The following is a 22007-nucleotide window of genomic DNA, read 5'->3' on the forward strand; positions in this document are numbered from 1 at the left end:
AGTCACCTAAATTGAACCATACTTTTTAGACGAACAAGCAATCATGGTTTCTTTGAGTATGAGTGAAAAAATCAGAGTACCGTTCATCAGTGACACCGTCATAATTGATGGCCACTATCAAGAGGAGAGGCGTTCAGGAGAAGAACGCCGTAAAAGTAATAAGAAGTGGAATGGATATGAACGAAGAGTCAACCCAGATCCTCGCTCATCGATCCACAAATCAATAGATGAAGAGGTTTAGTTCACCTCCTCATCTGTAGTTTTCCATTTACTTAGTAATAATCTCTGGCCCCATTAGTGTTGTTGGTAACCACGTCGATACCCATGGCACATAAGTAACGATTATGAGGAACAAGAACATCACGGCCACCCACGGTAAAGCAGCTTTCACTACATTCATCATAGACATTTTCGCGACCCCAGCAGTCACAAACAAGTTGAGCCCAACTGGTGGGGTTATCATACCTATCTCCATATTGACCACCATCATGATGCCCAAGTGAATAGGATCGATACCGAGTGCGATTGCAATCGGGAATACCAAAGGCGCAACGATGATGAGCAAGCCTGATGGTTCCATGAACTGACCACCAATCAGCAGCAGAACGTTTACTACGATCAAGAAAGTGATTGGTCCGAGACCCGCTGACAGCATGGATTCGGTAATCATCTGCGGAATGCGTTCTTCAGTAAGTACGTGCTTTAAAATTAAGGCATTGGCGATGATAAACAATAGCATGATTGTCAGCTTACCCGCTTCATAGAGGGTATGCTTAGTGTCTTTATGTACAAAGGTTTGAATCACTTTTACTATCGCTGGTTTGGTATTTTGTTTATCAGCAAATGGTCCCATGTCTTTGTAGATAAAGTTCGCGATAAAGAATGAGTACACTGCCGCAACCGCCGCAGCCTCTGTTGGTGTGAAAATACCGCCATAGATACCACCAAGAATGATCACCACCAGCAACAAGCCCCAGCTCGCATCTTTGGCTGCATCAAACGTTTCTTTCCATCCCACAAATGGTTGCTTAGGTAGATTCTTAATCCTCGCGGCAATGTAGATGGCAATCATTAACATGACACCAGCAAGCAAGCCCGGAATCACACCACCAAGGAACATTCGTCCTACCGACACATCCGTTGCTGCGGCATACACTACCATTACGATCGAAGGTGGAATCAAAATACCCAACGTTCCGGCATTACAAATTACGCCCGCAGCAAACTCTTTTGAGTAACCATTTTTGATCATACCCGCGATAACGATACTACCAATCGCGACCACGGTAGCTGGAGACGAACCTGATAGCGCGGCAAACATCATACACGCCACTACCGACGCCATGGCTAAGCCACCACGGAACCAACCCACAATGGCAATCGCAAAGCGAATGATGCGTTTAGCAACACCACCAGTAGACATAAAGCTTGAGGCCAAGATAAAGAAAGGAATCGCTAACAAAGTGTAGTGGCCAGCAAACGCATTAAATAAAGTTTGTGCAACGGATGCTAAAGACGCGTCTGAATGCATTAATAGAAATAGAATACTGGAAAGACCCAGCGAGACAGCAATTGGCACACCGATCAACATGAAGCCAATAACCATCAAGAATAAAAACAGAATATCCATGATTTATTGCTCCTTACGATCTGATGATGACGTTGAACCACTTGGAATCGCATCGGCGGCTTCGCTCAACTCTTCTTTCAGAGCTTCTAGCTCTTCTTCTGCTTCATGACCAGCAATCAAACGATCCAGCTTCCCAGTCGCAATTTGCCAAGTAATTTGTACAAAACGGAAAGTGAGTAACGCCATCCCAAGTGGCAAAGCAAAGTAAGGAATAAATCGTGGTAGCTTCTCGTAGCGTTCGCCTTCATTGAGCCATTCAGCTAAAAACTGAAACACTTCAGGCATAGGAATATCATCAGTTTCATACCAAGCGCGCTCAGTGACAAATGGATACCAGTAGTTCCAAGAGCCGATCAAAAGCAAAATAGAAAACGCCAAACAGCAAGCAGAGGCAAGAAGTGCAAAGATTTTACGTTTTGGCTCTGAGACCATATTGATAATCACATCGACACCAATATGAAAGTGCTTCTTCACACCATAAGACGCCCCGACCAAAACCATCCATGCAAACATGAATACCGTTAATTCTAGAGCCCAAAGAATATTGTCATTAAAGACGTAGCGAAAGATCACGTTGGCAAACGTCAGCAGGGTCATAGCACCAAGAAAGAACGCTATCAACGTCTCTTCTATGGCATCGGTGATTCGCCCGGCCTTGGCAAAAAATGTCTGTTCCATAATTACATCACGTTATTATTCGGAAAAAGAGGCCCTCTCCATATGTTGGAACGTAAGAGGGCCGGTCTAATGTTGTTATTGCTGGTTAGAAGCTAGCGCAGCATCGATTAAGTCAGAACCAATGTCTTTCTCAAACTTCTTCCACACAGGCTGAAGCGCCGTTACCCACTCTTGGCGCTGTTCTGCACTCAGAGAGCGAACCACACCACCTGCTTCAATAATGTTGCTCTTGTTAGCAAGGTTCACTTTGGTTGACTCTGCGTTACGCTGAGCGGAGACCTCTTGAATGATGGTATTTAGCTGTTCACGCTGGTCATCAGGTAGATTTTTCCAGAAGTCATTCGACGTCACTACGAGGTAATCCAGAATGCCGTGATTGGTCTCAGTAATACCGTCTTGTACTTCGAAGAACTTCTTACCGTAGATGTTTGACCACGTGTTTTCCTGACCATCGATGACTTTGGTTTGTAAACCGCCATACACTTCTTTAAACGACATTTTTTGTGGGTTTGCGCCAAGCTGTTCGAACTGGGCGACCAAAACGTCCGATGCTTGCACGCGGAACTTCAGCCCTTCGGCATCGCTTGGCAACATTAATGGCTTGTTGGCGGACATCTGCTTCATACCGTTGTGCCAGAACGCCAGGCCTTGCAAGCCACGTCGCTTCATTGCGTTCTTCAGCTTCTCGCCAGATTCTGAGTTTTGAAAACGGTCAACAGCTGCAACGTCTTCAAATAGGAATGGAAGGTCGAAAATGCGGTACTTCTTGGTGAATTTCTCAAACTTTGAAAGAGAAGGAGCAGCGAGTTGAACATCACCGTTAAGCAGCGCTTCCAGTACTTTATTGTCATCGTAAAGCGTCGAGTTAGGGAAAACCTGCATGCAGACTTTACCGTTCATTTCTTCATTAACGCGCTTTTCCAGTAACGAAGCAGCAATACCTTTCGGGTGTTTGTCCGTGTTGGTTACGTGGCTAAACTTAATCACAGTTTCACCAGGGTCACAGTTTGCAGCAGCATTAAAGCTAGTGATTGCCAGAGCAGAGACAGACAGTAGGGTTAGAGGCTTAAACATTATTATTCTCCTTGTTGAATCACATCCCATCCTTTCCATGAGTACCTAAATGGGTAGAGGGTGATGGGTACGGATGTTCTACAAGGAGCAAGTTGCAGACCAAGTTAATTATTACCTATTAGTCAACAACTTAAGATTAAAAGAAGGATAATTTAAAAAGATAAAGGGTCAAATCCACCCATACGAATGAACGAGATGGGTGGAAAATGACACATTTAAGAGGAACAGCTGATTTCCATCTTCTTGCCCCACTCTGGAGGCAGCTTGGCATAATCATCGAACTCAGGCTGTTCATCATAAGGACGCTTGAGCAGTTCAGCCAGTCGATTGACTTCACTGAAATCCCCCTCCTCTGCCTTATCAATGGCAAGTTGAGCAAGGTAATTACGTAAGATGTACTTCGGATTCACTTGGCGCATGCGCTCACAGCGTTGCTGCACGGTGACACGCTCACCGCGCTCGTCCACTTCTAACTCACAACGAGCGAGATATAAGTCTACCCATGAACTTGCCGCTTCTCGATCAATAAACAAATCAATCACAACTTGAGGCGATTTAACGTCGAGGTTAGACAACTCACGGAAGAAGCGAGTGTAGTCAGCTTTGTTTTGATTCAACAGCTCAAACATGGCTTCAAACAAGCGGCCATCTTCGTCAACTTTGGTATGAAGGCCGAGCTTAGCACGCATCAACTCACTGAACTTTCGACTAAGGCGCACTTCAAATTTGCCAAGCGCCATTTCGAGATCTTCTCGCGCCACAAGAGGCGACAAGGAGTGCGCCAAGGCAGAAAGGTTCCAAAGCGCGATGCGAGGTTGCTGCTCAAAGGCATAACGACCTTGGTAGTCCGAATGATTACAGATGTAATTTGGATCGTAGTCGTCGAGGAAGCCAAATGGCCCGTAATCAAAGGTTTGCCCAAGTATCGACATGTTATCGGTATTCATTACGCCATGGGCAAAACCATATGCTTGCCAGTACGCAATCATCTCTGCAGTTTTCTCCACAACAGACTCAAACATGGATGCGTATGGCTTTTCCGCTTGGGAGCACTCAGGGAAATGCCACTCAATCACTTTGTCAGCGAGCAGCTTTTGCTCAGCGAGTTGATTGGTATAGAAAAAGTGCTCAAAGTGGCCAAAGCGGATGTGCGTTTCTGCGACACGGATCAGCAGTGCACCATATTCCATCTTCTCGCGATAAACTGGTGTGTCACTGTCCATCATACCTAGCGCTCTGGTGGTAGGAATCCCTAGCCCTGCCATCGCTTCGCTACACAGATATTCGCGCGCCGTCGAGCGCAACACCGCACGGCCATCACCCATTCGTGAATACGGCGTCAGTCCTGCCCCTTTGAGGTGAATATCAAACCAAGTGCCATCTTGGTGCTGCATTTCTGCCAGCAGCAAACCGCGACCATCACCCAGATCTGGGTTGTACACCCCAAACTGATGGCCCGCGTATTTCATTGCCAAAGGAGCAAATGGAGCAAAGTCCGCTTGCCCAGCAAACACATTCAACACCTCATCATTTGCAGCAACTGGTAAACCAAAATGCTGCGCGAACTCACCATTCCAAACTACCCAACGTGTGTTGTCTAGCGGTTGTGGGGCAACATGGGTGAAAAATGCTGACGGTAGCGCACTGAATCGATGAGTGAAATTCACCCCTTCCCAAATGGACATTGCAGTTCCTTAACGAAGACTTCCTATTAAAGAGTATACGCCGTGAACGTGGTCTCCTTCAGCCATGAATTGTGCATGGGTATTTGTCAACACTAAAGCAAGGAGTCTAGAAGTGACAGCGCACTAAGAAATTCCGGCACTGCAAAAATGGTATTCGGAAGAAAGCGCTCCACTGCAACTCACCTGCAGTGGAACTCTTTGCTTACAGGTTAGGCTGGAAACTCGTCACTATCCTGCTGAGGGGCAGGTACTTCTTTGAAGCGGGATCGCTCGATGTCTACGATAGTTCGATAGCTCAATGACAGTAGCGCAATTTGATAAGCGCCAAACAAACCAAAAATTACGCCCGACACAATCATTGCCAACAGATGAGAGAACTCAGCAAACACCAACTGACTCAGTGTCCCAGCCAGCAATGGAATTAAGCCCATCAACACAAAAATCTGCTTGTTGAATGGACGGCTTTGTCGCCAAGCATCACCTAAACTGCGCGACTCTCGATCCAGTGCAGTGGCAGGCAACACCAATGACCAACGAGACAGAACCCAATACCCCGGAACACTTAAGACCAAAGTGATCACCTCCAATGCCAAAGAGCTGATTTCTCCACCGTCTACAATGATAAAAAACGTCACTAAGAATATTGGTAGCGCGATGATCAACCCCATTGCTAAAGCAAATAAAATCCACCAGCCGATAAAGCGCAGCTCACGCATGGATAAGCGCATCACATCAAGAGCAGAACGCATATATTCACGAGCAAGGTAAATGCGGTGAATGCGAACCGCTGCCATCGCTGCAACCAATGGATACAAAAGAAAGGTCGTAATAAAAAAACCGACACCAAAGCTGGAAAAGTCAGGCTCTTGAGAGCCTTGGACTAAAGCTTCTTGATATTGGGTAATAAAAATGGTGTGAACCACTATCAAAGGAATACAAGCGATAATAATGGTGAGCAAGTTTGCTCTAACCATGACGATTGCTTCTTGGCAAATAGCCGATATCGAAAACTGATTATCAGACATAAAAATATCCTTACTTTTATAAGTATCTAACCATAGACTACGCCTCAAAAATACAAGGCGTACTAAAATTCAGGAGTCCCCTCTCGCGATGCAGAGAGAGTTGGTAGTAGCTTGGGTTGAACAAAAAAGCCACTCATTTAAGTGGCTTTAAAAATAGATAATCAAGCATTAAGAGCAGCGACGCCAACCTAGCAGCCCTAGGAGTACCAGCGCCCAGAATGAAGTGCTACCACCAGAATCACCAAACGAAACCCCTGACGATTGAGAAAGCACATTAATATTCACAACCGCTGTGGCTGTAGAGCCTTTTTCATCCATAATGCTGTAAGTTAACGTTACAGATTGCCCTGTACCTGATGGCGCTGAGTAACGGATTTTCCCATTTTCAATTACTGCGCTGCCTCCACCACTCGTTATGGTCACTGATTGAATTGTCAAATCATGACCATCAGCGTCAGTGTCATTTGCAAGAACATCAATGACAACATCCTCACCAGCAGTCACTGTTACGCTATCTGTGTTCGCTTCTGGTGACGCATTTTGCACCTCGACACTCACTTGAGATGTCGATGTTAAGCCGCTCGGATCGGTAACGGTCAGTTGGAATGTCAATACATCACCTTGTTTACTGCCCTGTGGGATCGCAAAGCTGGCTTCTGCGGTATTAGCATTTTCAATGGTTGTCGCTAGGCCATCAATTTGCTCCCACAAATATTCCAGATCGTCACCATCTGGGTCAGAGCTACCCGCAGCAGAGAGCGTTACCTTTCCGCTGTTTTCTAGATCCCCTGTATCTGCGCTCGCATCCGCTAATGGTTCATCATTGTCTCCCGTTACTGTCACCACTACCTCTACGGTGTTTGAGGTGATGCTGCCATCTGAAGATACAAGACGATATTTGAAGCGGTCTTCACCTACAAAGTTCTTCTTCGGCGAGTAAACATCACCTTGAACACTGCCATGAGTTGGATGCTCAGCAATAACGACATTAAATAAGTACCCTTGAGCAATGTCGTCGTTGGCCATCAAAGACAGCGAATAGTCAGTGTTTTTTGCCGTTTCAAATGCATCAGGTTTTGCCGTCACTACACTAGCAACATCTAAATCCATCAGAGCCACAAATGGAATTGTCGAAAAGGCGGTATTGATTAAACCTTCAGTCGACTTATCTGCACTTTTACCAACCCACAACGGTCGCTCGCTTTGCAGAATATCTGAGTGAAGCGCACCGAAATTCATACTGCCTTCATAAGTGCCACCTTCTATCTCAACCAATAGAACATGTTCACCCGCAGCTAACTTAGTAGGCTGAGAGAACAGCACTCGATTAGGAGGCTGCACGCTGCCTTGTTGGAGTAACTCCGCGTTTGCGTCATCAAACGTCATGGTAGAAAACACTTCGTTAACTGAACTGTAGCGCCAAACTTTGTAACTGACGGCGCCACCTTTACTCGTAGGTACTGCAAACAGTTGAAGGCCATCTAACTCAGTTGGATTAGCCAAGTTCATTTTAAGTGCGATCGCATTGTCTTGAGTCGCGAAGATGTAGCCACGGTTAAGGTTGTTCAACCAAGCGAATTTGTTTGGCTCGTCAGGACGACTCATCACGAAGCTAGCAGAAGACGATGTACTTGTGATTCCAGTAACAGAAACATTGGTATCAAAGCCAGCAATTGCGCTCAAGCTAGGATTAGTGTTATCACCAATTGAAGTGTTACCTTGTGGGTATAAATCGTTCTCGTCAGCGAAGGAGCCTTGCTCAAGCTCTTTTAAACCATCCGCCTGCATGATCTGAACTTGCATTTCGCCAACATCATTAAAGGCATTGCGAATGTTCACAGAGGTAACGAGAACACCTTCTCCTTCAAGCGCTCTGTCATAATCTGTCAGCGTGCGGTTCTCTACGTATAAACGAGGCCCCATTTCTTTTAGGTATGAATCCAGATAAACCACACTTGATTCACCATTTGGCACCACAATATTAGTATTCGCGTCTAAAGAAACCGATGGATTAGTAAAACCAGCAGCATGCTTACTCCAAGCACTCATGTTGACCGGCGTCTCGCCAGCGTAGTTATCGCCTGGCTTTCTTCCCCAAGAGCCACCAGCCATCACTCCCCACATGCCAATAGAACCATCATGGTGATATGAGTAAAGGTCTGGCAGACCAAGCATTAAGTGGCCGAGTTCATGAACAATCACCCCCATGGTCGATTGATGTGTGGTTTGGTAATCACCAAAGACACAATATTCCATGATATTTTTGCCATCCACCTTCACCGTGCTGTGGCTACCTTTGTGTGGCCAAATCGATGGACGCCCAAAATAACCCGTCGAACGGTCACCACCAGCGAACACAAACATAACTGAGAGTTCATCAGGGTCAAGCTGACCATCTCCATTACGGTCATACGCTGCAAAGTCAACATACGGGTCAAGCTTTTGGTAGGCCTCGGCAATAACAGAGTCTAGTTTCGTAGAGCAATTAAAGTCGGTACTTGTATGACAATCTGGCTGCTTTTGATTAACCGAAACATTGATAATGCCGTCATTAGCTGTACCTCCGTTTTCCCTAGCAGGTATTACATGATACTTGCCGTCAGAGTTTTTTTGGTAGAAGTCCACAACACTCTGACCTGACTGCCCAAACACAAGGGAATGAAAGTCATGATCCATTTTTTGGTCAGTAAAAGAAACTTGCACGACCAAAAGCGGCTGCTCAAAATTAGATGAAGCACTCATGGCTTGGATACCAGAAGTTTGCTTCAGAAGGTTATGCCGAGCTTTCGGAGATATCGCTTGCATCGATTCAAGCGGTGCTTTGTAGAGCAGATCTGGTCGTTCTAGTGAAACACTTGGTGCGGCTTGGTTGGAAAGCTTCTTAACGCCCGTCGATTCTAGTTTAGGGATGTTTCCATCTTGGGTAATCTTGGCAAAAAACCAATCTTTGTCTTGCTTAACAAGTGCATTACCCTGCTTGTCCTCATACCAGTGAAAATCGGCTGAACCTCTTAAGATGACCTCACTCTCGCTGCCATCGTCTAACTGCACGGTATGCCAAATTGGCGCAGGTGGCGTTGTCGCTAGTACCGTCGAGGCGGTTAACATGCTGAATACGGATAGGGCTATCGTTTTAATTTTCAAAGTACTACTCCATCTGACGTTTCGCGCTTGGGCACGCGATCCTCATGCATAAATATAAAAAACCACTCATGCATCGACTAATCAAATGAATAGTAACCAATTATTTATAAAGTTAAATACCTTTCAAATACATTGGCTATTTTTTGAGCGTCACTCCACGTTCGCTATAAGAAAGCGAGAGACATCATGGTGACATTCTCTCGCTTGTTCACAGTACGCTACTGGCTCTCTCAACCTAACCCGTCAGTACATTGTCTTCTGGGTACTTAACTAGCGTAGGCTCTGGGCGAGCTAGCATATAGGCCAGCGTCAACGGACCAATACGACCAATGATCATCACCACTATCATGATGTACTTACCTGGTTCAGACAGATCTGCCGTCAAGCCAGCCGTCAAGCCAACTGTCGCAAATGCCGAAATAGTCTCGAACATTACCTTATCGAATGCTGCCTTTTCCGTAATCATCAATAAGAACATTGCTGTAGTTAAGATTGCGCCACTCACAACAATAATCGCCAGCGACTTGGTCACCGTCTGCCAATTCACAGTACGCTTAAAGATCACCACATGCTTTTTCTGACGCAGAAAAGCCCATGTCGCCATAAACGCTACGGCAAAAGTGGATACCTTGATACCACCACCAGTTGAGGTTGAACCCGCACCAATCAACATCAATACAATCATCACAAGCAATGCAGGTTGAGTGAACTGTGCCAAATCAACGCTGTTAAAACCCGCCGTACGTGCGCTGGCCGACTGGAAAAATGCAGCCAACCACTGACCTGCCATAGGTAAAGATTCCATTGTGTTAGGATTGTGTCTTTCCAACAGCCAGAAAAAGAGCGTTCCCACTGCAAGCAATACAGGGGTTGCTATCAACATGATTTTGGTGTGCAAATGCAAAAAGTGAAAACCACGACGCCAATGCAGCCAAAGATCGCCGATTACCGTAAATCCTAAACCACCAAAGATGAATAAGCCCGCCAGTGTAAAGATCACTACAGGATCGTTTACAAAACTCATCATGCTATCGGAGAACAGCGCAAAACCGGCGTTATTAAATGCGGAGATAGAGTGAAATAGCGCATAGAACATGCCCGTTTGCCAACCCATTTCAGGAACCCAACGAAACGAAAGGAAAATAAAACCAATCGTCTCTGCAATCAGCGCAAAGATAACGATTTTCTTCACCAATTTACGCAAATTCACTTGGCGGTCTTGGCCCAATGCATCTTTCGCTAATGCTTGTTGGCGTAAACTCAAACGTACCCCAAACATGTACAGCAAAACGGCAGAGAGTGTCATCTGACCTAAGCCACCAATTTGCATTAACAACATCAACAGAACTTTACCTGCCAATGTGAAATGTTGACCTGTATCGACCACACCAAGGCCAGTCACGCTGATGGCAGAAGTTGCCGTAAATAACGCGTCAGTAATCGAAAGCCCTGTAACAGAAAATACGGGTAATGTAAGCAAAATAGCAGAAGGCAATAGCACACCGAGAAAGCTCAGCAATATAATGCGAGGTTCACCACCTTTCGCTTTATCTCGTTTGCCATCTGGGACGTAGAAAACGCCTCTCTGATGAAATTGCGTCATAGTGATTTCAACTTGCTCGCTAGTTTGTCTTGAGGACCAACAACAATAATTAGATCACCGATTTCTAGTGTAGTATTCAGATCTGGCGCTTTGGTAATCTCAGGGCCTCGTTTAAAGCCAAGCACTTGTACGCCTTCCACTTTACACAAAGCAAGTTCACCCAGCGTTTTACCCATCCAGCGCGAGCCAATCACAAACTCAGTCATCGCTAGGCCGCTGCCTAGTGGGTGGAATTCTAGTACGCGTTTATCGAGCATCTTACGTGCAACACGAATACCCATATCACGTTCTGGCATGATGATATGGTCTGCTCCGATTTTTTGTAGCACTCGAGCTTGAAAGCGATCGTTCGCTTTTACCCAAACCGATTTGACACCCGCTTCTTTAGCGATCAACGTTGCAAGAATACTGGCATTAACATCAGCACCAATGGCAATCATGACCATGTCATAATCATCGAGCTTCAGCTCTGCGACAGTCTCTTCGTGAGTACAGTTCGCCACAATAGCTTGGCTAACAAATCCCGCCGCTTCTTTCACTCGGTCTTCGTTAATGTCTACCGCCAAAACTTGTGAACCGGAATCTTGCAGTTCTTTACAAACGGCTAAGCCAAAACGACCTAGACCAATTACAGCAAATTGCTTATCACCCGTTTTCATTCGTGCCTCGTTTATGCGTTAAATAGCAGGCGCGAAAGTTTGCGCCTATTCCTCACCATCTGCAAACAAGACGACAAAAAATTGACAAAACCTTAACTCAAACCTTCGCACGTAACCTTGGTATAGCCTAAGACAGGTTAGCGGTATTTTCCTGACTATTCGCAATTAAATCAAAAGAATACCTACAGAGCTCACGTTTTACCTGCTCATGATTTACGCCATAAAATAGAGAAAGAAAACTTAGACCGAGTTGAACAAAAAAGGCAAGAGGGAAAGAAAAAAGTAAAAAATAAGCCGCATCGAGGTGCGGCTTATCATGTAAAAAGGAACGGTTAAACGTTATTTAGCATCGCGCTTTTCACCATTATCGCGACGAGGACGCTGATCTTGCGGTTTACGCTTGTTCTTCGGCACGTAGTTCAAGATTGAAATCGGCACTGGCTTTCTTGGTGCAAAACCTTCAATTTCTACACGCTCTAATAGGTGTCCAAGGCGGCTTTCAATCATGCATAGATTTTTGAAGTCATCTTTCGATACCAATGAAATCGCTTCACCCTGTGCGCCAGCACGACCAGTACGACCAATGCGGTGTACGTATTCGTCTGCAGGGAAAGGTAGATCGTAGTTGATCACCACTGGCAAGTTGTCGATATCGATACCACGCGCCGCAACACCCGTGGCAACCAGATATTGGATTTCACCCGCTTTAAACTTCTCAATCAGCTCTTGGCGCACGCGTTGATTACGGCCGCTGTGGAATGCTTCTGCCACGATGCCGCGCTTCTCTAACTGAGTAACTAGCTTCGCTGCGCCGTGTTTGGTTTCAATGAATACCAATACTTGCGACCAGTCGTTCTCGTTCAGCATGTGGCTCAACAGTGAAGACTTCATGTCTTTATCAACCGTGGTGATCCACTGCTTGATGTTTGATTTTGATGCACTGTGCTTCGCAATCGAGATTTCTTCAGGGTCAACAATCGCGTTCTTTGCCAAATCACGTACAGGGTTAGATAGTGTCGCAGAGAACAACAAGCTTTGAATGTCTTCTGGCATGCAATCGACGATCTTATCGATAGAATCGATGAAACCCATATCCAACATTTTGTCGGCTTCGTCCAGAACCAACATTTCCACTTCATCAAAATGGATCGCACGTTGGCCGTACAGGTCAATCAGACGCCCCGGCGTGCTCACTACGATGTCGACACCTTCGATCAGCGCTTGTTTTTGCGGTGCGTAATCAACACCACCAAACATCGCCATGGAGCGCAGTGACAGGTTCTTGCCATATGCTTCAATACTTTGGTGAACCTGCATCGCAAGCTCACGGGTCGGTGTTAGGATGACCGCTCGTGCGCGTTTTTTACGTTGTGTTTCACCTTGGCTCAGTTTTTCTAAGATTGGTAATACAAAGCTGGCGGTTTTACCCGTACCTGTTTGTGCTGCAGCAATCAGGTTGCTACCACGCAGAACAATTGGAATCGCTTTTTGTTGGATAGAGGTCGGTTTTTCATAACCCAGCGCCTTCACAGCATCTGTGATAGGAGTGCTTAAACCAAGCTTAGAAAATGGCATAGAAACGTCTCAACGAAGAAATGGGCGCGTAGTGTATCAGAATCCTAACTAAGTAACAGAATCAATCACACGACTACACAAGCAGGCTCGACAAACAAATTCTATCCTATTAATAAGGTATTCAATTGTTACAGCGTGATGATTTATTCACCACCTCACGTTTCTACGTTTTAAACCTAGTTATGCTGAAAACGTGTACATTACTGGAAGACTTTATGGACATCTTATTTCTGGTAGGATTAATCGCACTCAATGGCGTCTTTGCCATGTCCGAGATTGCGTTAGTCACCGCCAAAAGTGGCCGACTGAAAAAGTTTGCCGAACACAGTGCTTCAGCACGTCTAGCCTTGCAACTGAAAAACAACCCCACTCAATTTCTGTCTACGATTCAAATCGGCATTACTGTAATCGGTATCCTCAGCGGTATTTTTGGTGAAGCGACCCTCTCCGTTCCATTTGAACACTGGCTCGTCACACAAGGTTTAGAGCGCGAAATAGCCACTGTACTAGCAACCGCAATTGTCGTTGTGGTCATTACTTACTTTGCCATTGTGATAGGTGAACTTGTACCAAAGCGTTTTGCACAAAACAATGCCGAGCGTATTGCCGTCATCGTCGCCTACCCAATCCACTGGTTAGCCAAACTGACCACGCCATTCGTGATGTTATTAACTGTCTCAACTGATGCTCTGCTCAAACTTATGCGCCAAAACAACAATGGTGAAGTGGTCACTGAAGAAGATATTTTTGCCGTAGTGAGTGAAGGATCAGAGAGCGGAGCAATTGAGCCGCAAGAACAATTGATGATTCGTAATTTATTGCACCTAAATGACCGCTTAGCGCTTTCGCTAATGACGCCTCGCTGCGATATTCACTCTCTTGATCTCGATTTACCGCTTGACTCAATTCTCAAACACTTACGTCAAACCCAACACTCAGTATGGCCAGTATGTAAAGGCGGTTTGGATAACATCATTGGTACTATTTCTTCCAAGGCATTACTGGACGAATACGACGAACTTTCGATCTCCCACCTTGCAAAACTGCTTAAACGCCCACGCTTTGTACCGGAGTCCATGAAAGGCTTACCATTACTCAATTACATGCAACAAACCAGTACCGAAATGGTGTTCATTGTTGATGAATATGGCGATGTACAAGGTCTAGTCACACACTACGATTTGCTCAAATCTATCGCTGGTGAATTAGGTATGGCACCACAACAAATCTGGGCTAAAAAGCAAAAAGATGGCAGTTGGCTAATGGATGCACTGATTCCATTAAATGAGCTGAAATACAAACTTGAACTCAACAATATTGAGGGAGAAGAAACCGAGGGTTTCCAAACCTTAAATGGCTTCCTAACTTGGTTAATTGGCCGAGTACCCACTCAAAGAGAAATCGTAATATATCAGTACTGGCGATTTGAAATTCTACATGTAAAGAGCAATCGAATTGTGCAGGTCAAAGTGACAAAAGTAAGAGAATAAGCTTAAGAGCTCATCGCTATTAATAGTAGATATTATGAGATCGTAGCATCTAGAAAATAATTCGATCTCATAATCACCATTCCGTTATTATCCAACTGGGCATCAAAAACATTTTCCTTTCTCGCTTTGCTATTTGTCCGTCAGTAATTATCTACTTCTCCTTCTTATCTACTAATAATCATTTCACCCAGTTCAAACACTCATAAAAAATTATTAGTAGCAATACGAAATTTTACAAATATAATAACGGTCTATAAAGATGGCCACTTCTGGCTAAATAAGAATTAACTAAAATAAAGATGGACCTTATTTAATTTAAAAAAATAACCATAAGAATAGATATCGTTCCAAAAGGAATTTAATAAATGGTCGCAGAGCCTTAACGATAGCTATCATTGTACTAAGGCGTTTTATGGAACAAACGACCATAACCTTAACTGCGCTTGCATTTTCCGGGGGGCCGGCCACTTCAATTACTGGGCCAATTGAAGTGTTAACTACAGCAGCCTACCTTGCAGGGGCCGCTCCCCCTGAAATTAATATCGTAACCCAGGACAATAATCCTGTTGTTGCACATGGAGGAATAACACTCACTCCAACAGTAAAAATTGAGAGCATTGAAAGAACGGATATATTACTGATAGGATCTTTGGGAGAACCAGATAGAGAGTTAACTGCCTGCTCAGATAAAACTCTTCAATGGCTAGAGAATTATTCAGATACCGATATCCCTATTATTTCCATTAGTACAGGAACATTTGCGTTAGCTAAAGCTAATTTACTTTCTAAGCGGAATGTGACAACACACTGGCGTTATGCCAATCTATTTCGAGATATGTATCCCGATACCAAACTGCGTGTTGAGAGAAGAGTTACCTGCGACGGGAATTATTACTGTACTTCATGTACAAACGGCTACAATGACGTCATGATGCTCGTCGTGGAGCAATTATTTGGTTTATCTGTACGTGATAGATGCCAGCAGCATATTTTTGGCAATACCGATAAAGTGCAGCAACAATCATTGGCAAAATTTCTCCCATATCGTCAGCACAGTGATGCTCTTATTCATCAGTTGCAGGACTGGATGCATAATCATCATAGCTTACAGTTTTCTGTATTTGAGTTAAGTGAACGTATTCATTTGAGCGAAAGACAAATGAAACGCAGATTTAAACTGGCAACGGGACAGACACCGATACAGTATATTCAACAGATTCGTCTTTCAGCAGCGAAAGATAAATTAGAAACGACCAAACAAACTGTCGAGGAAATTTCTAGAGTCGTTGGATATGAAGATGTGCGTTACTTTAGAGAGTTGTTTAAGAAGTTTGTGGATATGACTCCGCTAGAATATCGCAAAAGGTATCAACATTAAGTTTGACTTATAGCAATATCAAGAATGGCGGGACATCCCGCCATTCTTAGTTGTTTAGCTTAGTTATTAAGGTTTGACGGCTAGTAATCCCATCGTTGGATTCATAACATTCATTCCTGCTAACGCCAGCCCGCCAGAGAGTGACTTAGTTCCCCTCTTCGAAGCCGCTTTCTTCGCCTGCTTCATAAGCATGTTTTGCGATTGATTAAAGCGCGCTTGATTATCAATATCCACAGCGGCTTGAGTAATGTCCTCAGGGCTCATGTTGATAGCATCATTGACGCCAAGCGTTTCTAGGTACTTATCCATAACATTTCTATCAGGACTAGCGATACGATCATGCATCGTGGTCACTTCATCCTTAGTAGACATGTTTGTGAAGGTTGGAATACGCCAGATCTCTTCCGCTAAGACTCGGTAGTCCGCTTCTATCATGTTCAACGACGACATGATGCTCTCTTCACAACGGCTCACTGCCACCTGGTTAACGTTTCTGTTGTATTTAATGCCCGTTCTGCGTTTAGTCTGCTTCGAACGGAGGTGCTTACCAAACGAATCCCACAGCAGCACTTTGAGTAGCATCGGGTTAACCATAGTTCCAAACTCTAGGCCAGTACCTGCCACAACTGTTGCACTTGCACCCGCTTTAAATGTGAAGTCTCCAGAACCTTTAACAATGGCTTCCAAAGCAGCAGATGCGCCCAAGCCAACTGATGCAGAACCAGTCACACTACCAGACAACATATTCATACCACGAGCTTTCAGGGTAAAGGTACTTGTTCCACTAGCCTTAGCACCAACAAAGGCACTTGCACCAAGCTTTGTTTTGATAACTTCATTTTCAGTACCCACGTTGGCACTGTTTATTGCACCGGTGAATTGAACTTTTGCTGTCGCACCGACAAACAGCTCCCCCTCGTTCTTTAGTGACATAAAATCAGCCACAGAAAGTTCATGAGAGACTGTTAACTTCATTCCCATTTCGGCAGCGAGCATCGCATCAATTTCTAAATCGATACCCGGTATAATTTGAGTTGTTACTACCGAATCATCAATACTAACAGTAGCATTTCCTGTTTTCTTATTAACCTCAAATTCAGATTTAGTACTTTTCTCTTTGTTTCCACTAAAAAGCTCTCGGCTATGCCCAATGCCACCCAATGCGCCTTTATTGATTTTAGCGCTCGCACTAAACTTGCTGCTCTCACGGGCACCAATTTCAGCGGATGCTTTGATTTGGTTTTTCATTTTTCCGAAGTCCCAAGTTTTTTCAAACTCGACTTTTGCTTCGGCAAATAGTGCTTGTGAGGCTTCAAATGTCAGTGAACTGTCCTCAAGGTTTACTTTGCCCTCAGCAGAGCGGGTATTTCCTTTTTGGAACAGATCATTGATAGCAGGCCAAAGTTCAGCATTACATTTGGCATGATTAAAGTAGGCATCTCGTAAAGCATTAACTTGCGCATCCAGAATTTCTACCTTGGCTTGGCCAAGCTCACCGGATGCTAAGATACTGCTATGAGAACGCTTCAAAACTTCATGCTTGTTATGCAGCATTTGGAAGAAAGTACGGTTAATCAATTTCGAACGGACAGATTCCGTTGGTGAACGGTGTGGTTGAATCACCTTAACGACACTACCAAACTTTTTCGTCACTCGTTCTACAAAAAACTGCCATACAGGATGCTTAGTAACTGCGCTAGCTTCGTAGGCGCTACTATTGTTTCCTGACTGGCGATACAATTCCGCCTCAACCTCAGAATAGATAACATCTATCGCTTTTTCTAAATAAGGTAAGGCTCTGTTAGAGTGCCTTCTCCCGCATGCGAGAGACAGTTTTTTCAACCATTGCTCAATTTCTATCGCGCATCCTAAGTTAGGGATTAATTTTCCATCCGTCCCTTTGATTGATGACACATCGAAATCAAGATTGGCTGCAGCAAGCTGTTTTTTATTCATTAGCTTTCCTTCTATCTAAATCTCAAGGCTCAGGGCTTTTCGCCACTGGATAAGCGTTGAGTTTATTGAGTAGTCATGCGCATATGACATGACCTGATCGATGATTTGAATCAGTGAAAACCAGTCGTCCCCCGTTTCTACCAGACCTTCCCCACTCTTTTGATTTGGCGAAGCAAACATAGGCGTTGCTTGCCAATCGGAGAGTGCTTCCCGAGAAGATCCAGTCCGACAACTGGCACCGAAATCGATCAATCGAATATGTTGTAATTGAGGTACATAAAGCAGGTTAGATGGCTTGATATCGCCATGTACCCACCCCTTGCTATGACAGTGTTTGATCGCCTGAACCACACTAGGCAAAAGCGAAGCAAATAACGCTAGATCCTTAGGCTCAAACTCAATCAGCGGTATCGCACTTTGATCAAACTCCAGCGTTAGCTGCAATTTGCTCCAGTCGACACCCACTACTTTTTGTATTTGAGCGCCCTGACACTCTTGCAAAGCAACCCACTCTCTTTGCAGGCTCTCTGCAGAATCAAAATGCTTAGTGTAGTGGGTCAAGTCGTTACTGATTTCGTGTACACGGGAGTACGTCGCCAAAACTTGGCAACGCACTCGTTCCTGCGATTCAATCACTGCTTTCAACATCGACAACCTTAAAGCTGCTTAGGCAACGAGAATTGAACAAATAAAGATTTATCCAATGGTTGTTTGGAATCACGCAACGTGTAATCCAATACGATGTTGTTTTGGTTAATTTTGTAGTTGAGCTTACGAATCAAGCGGCTCGATGTCGCACTGCTCTTATTCGCAAAAATAGCGCGCAACAACGCCCACTGACCGGTAAATGATTGTTGTGCGACTCGATTCTGACCGCTGTAGAATTCTGCACTCAAATAGCCATCCACTCCTGCGGTTGGCCAAGTTATCTCGCGCCACACTCTTGGACCATGTTTGTAGTCGTAAATCGTTTCAGCCTCTCGTAGGCGGAATTCCGTCACGTCAGTACTCATTGAGCTCGCTTTTACTTCAAGCCTTAACCCAAGATCATCTCCTGAAGAACCGAAGAAAATGCCACTCAGTTTTTGAACTAATTCAAGTTGCTTACGAGTGTTTGAGTTTATTGGTAGCGCTAGGCCGTCAACTTCGTTTAGCTTGAGCCTGCCGTTATCCCAGTAAACAAACGGCTTCAAGGTTTCTTCTATGTAGCGAGCCACACGGCCACTTGGTTTAAAGAATTGAGAAAAGTCATCTAAGCTCACTTCTCCACGGCCATGTTGATCAAATGGGAATCGCCCTTCAATGGCAGACACATAAAACTGGTAAACTTGCTCATCCCACTGTGTATTTAGATACACTACGCTGCCATTCACCACTTGCTTCCAAACTTGTTCACTGAGACTCTTCGTCCAAGACGCGACGATGTTTGGAGCCTTGCTGCCAGCTTGACGGAAGTTCACGATAGGGTCGCTACTACCTTGCGCATGGGCGATGGCATAAGCATGGAATGATTTTCCGGGGTTTGAACTAGACAATGCGGCATCGAAAAACGAGTTAACTTCATCAACTTGAACGATCAACTGCTCCAGTGGTGTATCCTTGTCTTTACCATTCCCATTCACAAACCGAGAGAAAGGCAAAAATGCTTCATTTACGACGAATGAAGGTTGCAGCCTCAACAGGTTATCGCCAACTGCTCGGTTCACCTTGTCGGCTTTGTTCAACACCTTTTTCGCTTTCTTCAATCCTAGTTGACCGGCTGCACGCTTTTGTCCTTTCGTATCTGGTTGATCTGCGACAGCCAATGTTGTGTTCACCACAACTGCATCCAATACATCAAGTAGTGGACTCGTAGCCGGAGAACGTGTGTTCCTTAGTGCATAGCTGAGCCCTGAAGCATCGCCAAACTGCTTGATTTGAATGTTGTTGACCAAGTCTTTCCAGTAGTAGATGTAATCGGCAAAATACAGACGTTGAACCTGTTTGCTCAGTTCTCTAAGCTCAATGACTGATGCGCCAGACATATCACCTTGAATCGCTTTAAACTCGCTCATCAAGCTTCTAAGCAGAGGCGACTTTGCCGTCAAATCAATTTGGCTATAGCCCTGCTTAGTAAAGATTTCTGGGATCAGATAGCCATGGAAATCATTAGTAAACTCAAACAAGCTATTGAACTTCTCACCGAGCTGGCTTCGGAGATCCACTTGAGTACGGTACTCTGGCATCTCTTTAATACGCGCATAAATCAGTCGCTCTGGTGACAAGCCTTCAAGGTTGTTCGTTGCAACAGCTATCAGGTCTAGGTTCGGTTGTAGCTGCTTGTCGTAATGACTTTTAAACAAGTCTTCGATTAAAAGAGAAAAAGAGTAAAGCTCGTCTGGAGAAAGCTCACCTTGGTCTTTCAAGTTATCCAGCAAGTAAGTTTGTAGTTCCGCAAAGTTCAGTTGCTCTCGGTCAAACAACATCTGGTAGTAACGCAAAATCTCAAAGATTCGGCTTGGGTTACCAAGGTTCACATAAACATACAGCTCGCTGCTGATCAGCTCTTCTAGCTTTGGCAGCATTATCTGGTGCAACTGTTTTTCATAAGCAGAGTAAACGCTCTCGGCCGTATCTGTTTGCTTAATACTGACTTTCTCATGCCACGGTTTAGGTTGAACGCCCTCAGCAACCACGTCGCCGAGTTCTCTTAATACCGCCACAACCTCCGACATCGAATTGTCATTGCTCAGCTTTTGAACATCGTTTTGATAAAAACGAATTTGAGATAGAGCCGTTGTGCGCCAATCTTCATCAACATTCCAGTTTTCTTGTAACTTCAGACCTGCAATAGAAATCAGCCCAACCACGGAGACTAGAACAGCGGTTCGAAATACAAGATAACCCGCATGACGCCATTCATTAACACCGACGATATTCTTCTCCGGCAAGATGACCTTATTGAACAAACGTTGAGTAAAGAAACCACGACGATTTGGCTGCTGTTCAACTTGATTATTAGCGTTGAACTCAGCACGTTCGGCCACAACCTGCGTTAGTAGATCATGCTCAATGCCTTTTTGTCCGGATGACATTAAATAAGCGCCGCGGATCCATACGGCTTCTCGGACACGGTTCTCGCGACCAATGTCGCTCAAAAACTCGTTGACGCGCTCTAAGAAAATTCTTAGCTGATAAGGCCAAGCGATTATAGAGCCTGACTTGTCACTGCTGACGTTTCTCAGTAACTCAAACTGCTGCCCCGCAATGGATTGAATCAACGCGTGGCTTTCCGCCTCAAATTGCTGTTTGTCATAACGGCGTGAAACATCGCACTCAAAGGTAATACCAAAAGGATTTTCTGAATCACATGCTGTAAAGCTCTCAAAGAAACCAGTGAAGTCTGCTATCGAGTCAGCTTTAGAGAAAGCGGCATAAACAGGCAAGTTTAAGCTAAGCTCTGCGCCCATCGACAGCACTGCCTCCTGATAGATGCCAGAGAGCCTAGTGCGTTCTTTCTTGTCTCCTGTCATTAGGCGATCACACCCAATAACCGTCACAATGCCGTTCAGTCCTTGCCTCGGACGGTATTTGAGTAGTTGCTTCGCCAGTACTTGCCAAAGCGACTCGTCAATACCGTCGTTGTCAAATATACGATGGCCGACTTCCACAACGACTGCGTTATCGTTGCTCCAAAAGCGTAGGTACTGTTCCGTATCACTTTCATCCAAGTAGCGCTCGTTAACTGGCTCAAAACCATTCTGCAGCAATATGGCACTTTTCGCGTCTTTTTCACCACCTAGAACTAGGTACCAAGGCAGACTGTAAAGACTTTCTAGCTTGTTACGAGCTTGTCCTTGTATCTTTTTCGTTGCGATACGAAACAGCTGCTGGATCACGCGTGTGTCTTGTTTAAGCAGTACGTGTTGATCATGCTCTTCTTTCTCTGTTTGATTAAGCTTGCGCTGTTTCCACCACCAAACACATGTAAAGAAGACAATAATGACGGTGACAGCGAGCATTCCCCACTTTATCCAGACTGGTTGCTCTTCTGATGCCGTTATCCAAAATGCGAGCGTCCCTAAAATGGCAGTAATCACCAAGAAAATAGAAAATATCTTTTTAAACATC

15 protein-coding genes are annotated in these 22007 nt (G+C 44.8%); 3 read left to right on the forward strand and 12 right to left on the reverse strand.

All coding sequences use genetic code 11. The annotated features are described in order from the left end of the window. Positions 1-58: 58 nt before the first annotated feature. Positions 59-241, forward strand: a complete 183-nt coding sequence (locus ACTS60_RS17800) for a hypothetical protein (RefSeq protein ID WP_081641268.1) — start codon at positions 59-61, stop codon at positions 239-241. A gap of 27 nt (positions 242-268) precedes the next feature. On the opposite strand, the gene ACTS60_RS17805 is transcribed toward ACTS60_RS17800, so the two are convergent. From ACTS60_RS17805 to ACTS60_RS17845, 9 genes are all read right to left on the reverse strand, one after another. After that, positions 269-1630 (reverse strand): TRAP transporter large permease, encoded by a 1362-nt coding sequence (locus ACTS60_RS17805; protein WP_045392838.1) that lies wholly within the window; start codon positions 1628-1630, stop codon positions 269-271. A gap of 3 nt (positions 1631-1633) precedes the next feature. Next, the gene (locus ACTS60_RS17810; RefSeq protein ID WP_010446973.1) at positions 1634-2308 is read right to left on the reverse strand and encodes a TRAP transporter small permease; all 675 of its coding nucleotides are present in this window, start codon (positions 2306-2308) and stop codon (positions 1634-1636) included. A 75-nt stretch (positions 2309-2383) separates the two neighbouring features. Further along, on the reverse strand, positions 2384-3382 hold the full coding sequence (locus tag ACTS60_RS17815; RefSeq protein ID WP_010446971.1) for a DctP family TRAP transporter solute-binding subunit: 999 nt from the start codon (positions 3380-3382) through the stop codon (positions 2384-2386). A 215-nt stretch (positions 3383-3597) separates the two neighbouring features. Then, on the reverse strand, positions 3598-5067 hold the full coding sequence (locus tag ACTS60_RS17820; RefSeq protein ID WP_440889338.1) for a protein adenylyltransferase SelO: 1470 nt from the start codon (positions 5065-5067) through the stop codon (positions 3598-3600). 209 nt (positions 5068-5276) lie between these two features. Further along, positions 5277-6092: a sugar transporter gene (locus tag ACTS60_RS17825; RefSeq protein ID WP_440889339.1), complete on the reverse strand. Its 816-nt coding sequence runs from the start codon at positions 6090-6092 to the stop codon at positions 5277-5279. Positions 6093-6260: 168 nt separating this feature from the next. Continuing rightward, a complete protein-coding gene (locus ACTS60_RS17830) occupies positions 6261-9236 on the reverse strand; it encodes a M6 family metalloprotease domain-containing protein (protein WP_440889340.1) in 2976 nt (991 codons plus the stop codon). 235 nt (positions 9237-9471) lie between these two features. Beyond that, positions 9472-10839 (reverse strand): TrkH family potassium uptake protein, encoded by a 1368-nt coding sequence (locus ACTS60_RS17835; RefSeq protein ID WP_440889341.1) that lies wholly within the window; start codon positions 10837-10839, stop codon positions 9472-9474. Continuing rightward, positions 10836-11498 carry a potassium channel family protein gene (locus ACTS60_RS17840; protein WP_138942859.1) on the reverse strand — a complete coding sequence of 221 codons (663 nt, stop codon included), beginning with the start codon at positions 11496-11498 and terminating at the stop codon, positions 10836-10838. Before ACTS60_RS17840 ends, ACTS60_RS17835 begins: the two co-directional genes overlap by 4 nt. A gap of 339 nt (positions 11499-11837) precedes the next feature. Beyond that, the gene (locus tag ACTS60_RS17845; RefSeq protein ID WP_440889342.1) at positions 11838-13073 is read right to left on the reverse strand and encodes a DEAD/DEAH box helicase; all 1236 of its coding nucleotides are present in this window, start codon (positions 13071-13073) and stop codon (positions 11838-11840) included. 182 nt (positions 13074-13255) lie between these two features. Between ACTS60_RS17845 and ACTS60_RS17850 the strand changes: the two genes are divergently transcribed. Together ACTS60_RS17850 and ACTS60_RS17855 are read left to right on the forward strand one after the other, a co-directional pair. Further along, positions 13256-14563 carry a hemolysin family protein gene (locus ACTS60_RS17850; protein WP_440889372.1) on the forward strand — a complete coding sequence of 436 codons (1308 nt, stop codon included), beginning with the start codon at positions 13256-13258 and terminating at the stop codon, positions 14561-14563. Between the two features lie 412 nt (positions 14564-14975). Then, complete coding sequence (locus ACTS60_RS17855; protein WP_440889343.1) at positions 14976-15941, forward strand: GlxA family transcriptional regulator; 966 nt, start codon at positions 14976-14978, stop codon at positions 15939-15941. 66 nt (positions 15942-16007) lie between these two features. Here ACTS60_RS17855 and ACTS60_RS17860 read toward each other — a convergent pair whose 3' ends face one another. From ACTS60_RS17860 to tssM, 3 genes are read right to left on the reverse strand one after another with little or no spacing between them, the layout of a single operon-like run. After that, on the reverse strand, positions 16008-17897 hold the full coding sequence (locus ACTS60_RS17860) for a hypothetical protein (protein ID WP_440889344.1): 1890 nt from the start codon (positions 17895-17897) through the stop codon (positions 16008-16010). Positions 17898-17912: 15 nt separating this feature from the next. Next, positions 17913-18545, reverse strand: a complete 633-nt coding sequence (locus ACTS60_RS17865; protein ID WP_274005823.1) for a protein kinase domain-containing protein — start codon at positions 18543-18545, stop codon at positions 17913-17915. A gap of 8 nt (positions 18546-18553) precedes the next feature. Continuing rightward, complete coding sequence (gene tssM, locus ACTS60_RS17870; protein ID WP_440889345.1) at positions 18554-22006, reverse strand: type VI secretion system membrane subunit TssM; 3453 nt, start codon at positions 22004-22006, stop codon at positions 18554-18556. Between the last annotated feature and the right edge of the window lies 1 nt (position 22007).

It is taken from the genome of Vibrio sp. WZ-1, from assembly GCF_052037695.1.
Classification (GTDB): domain Bacteria; phylum Pseudomonadota; class Gammaproteobacteria; order Enterobacterales; family Vibrionaceae; genus Vibrio.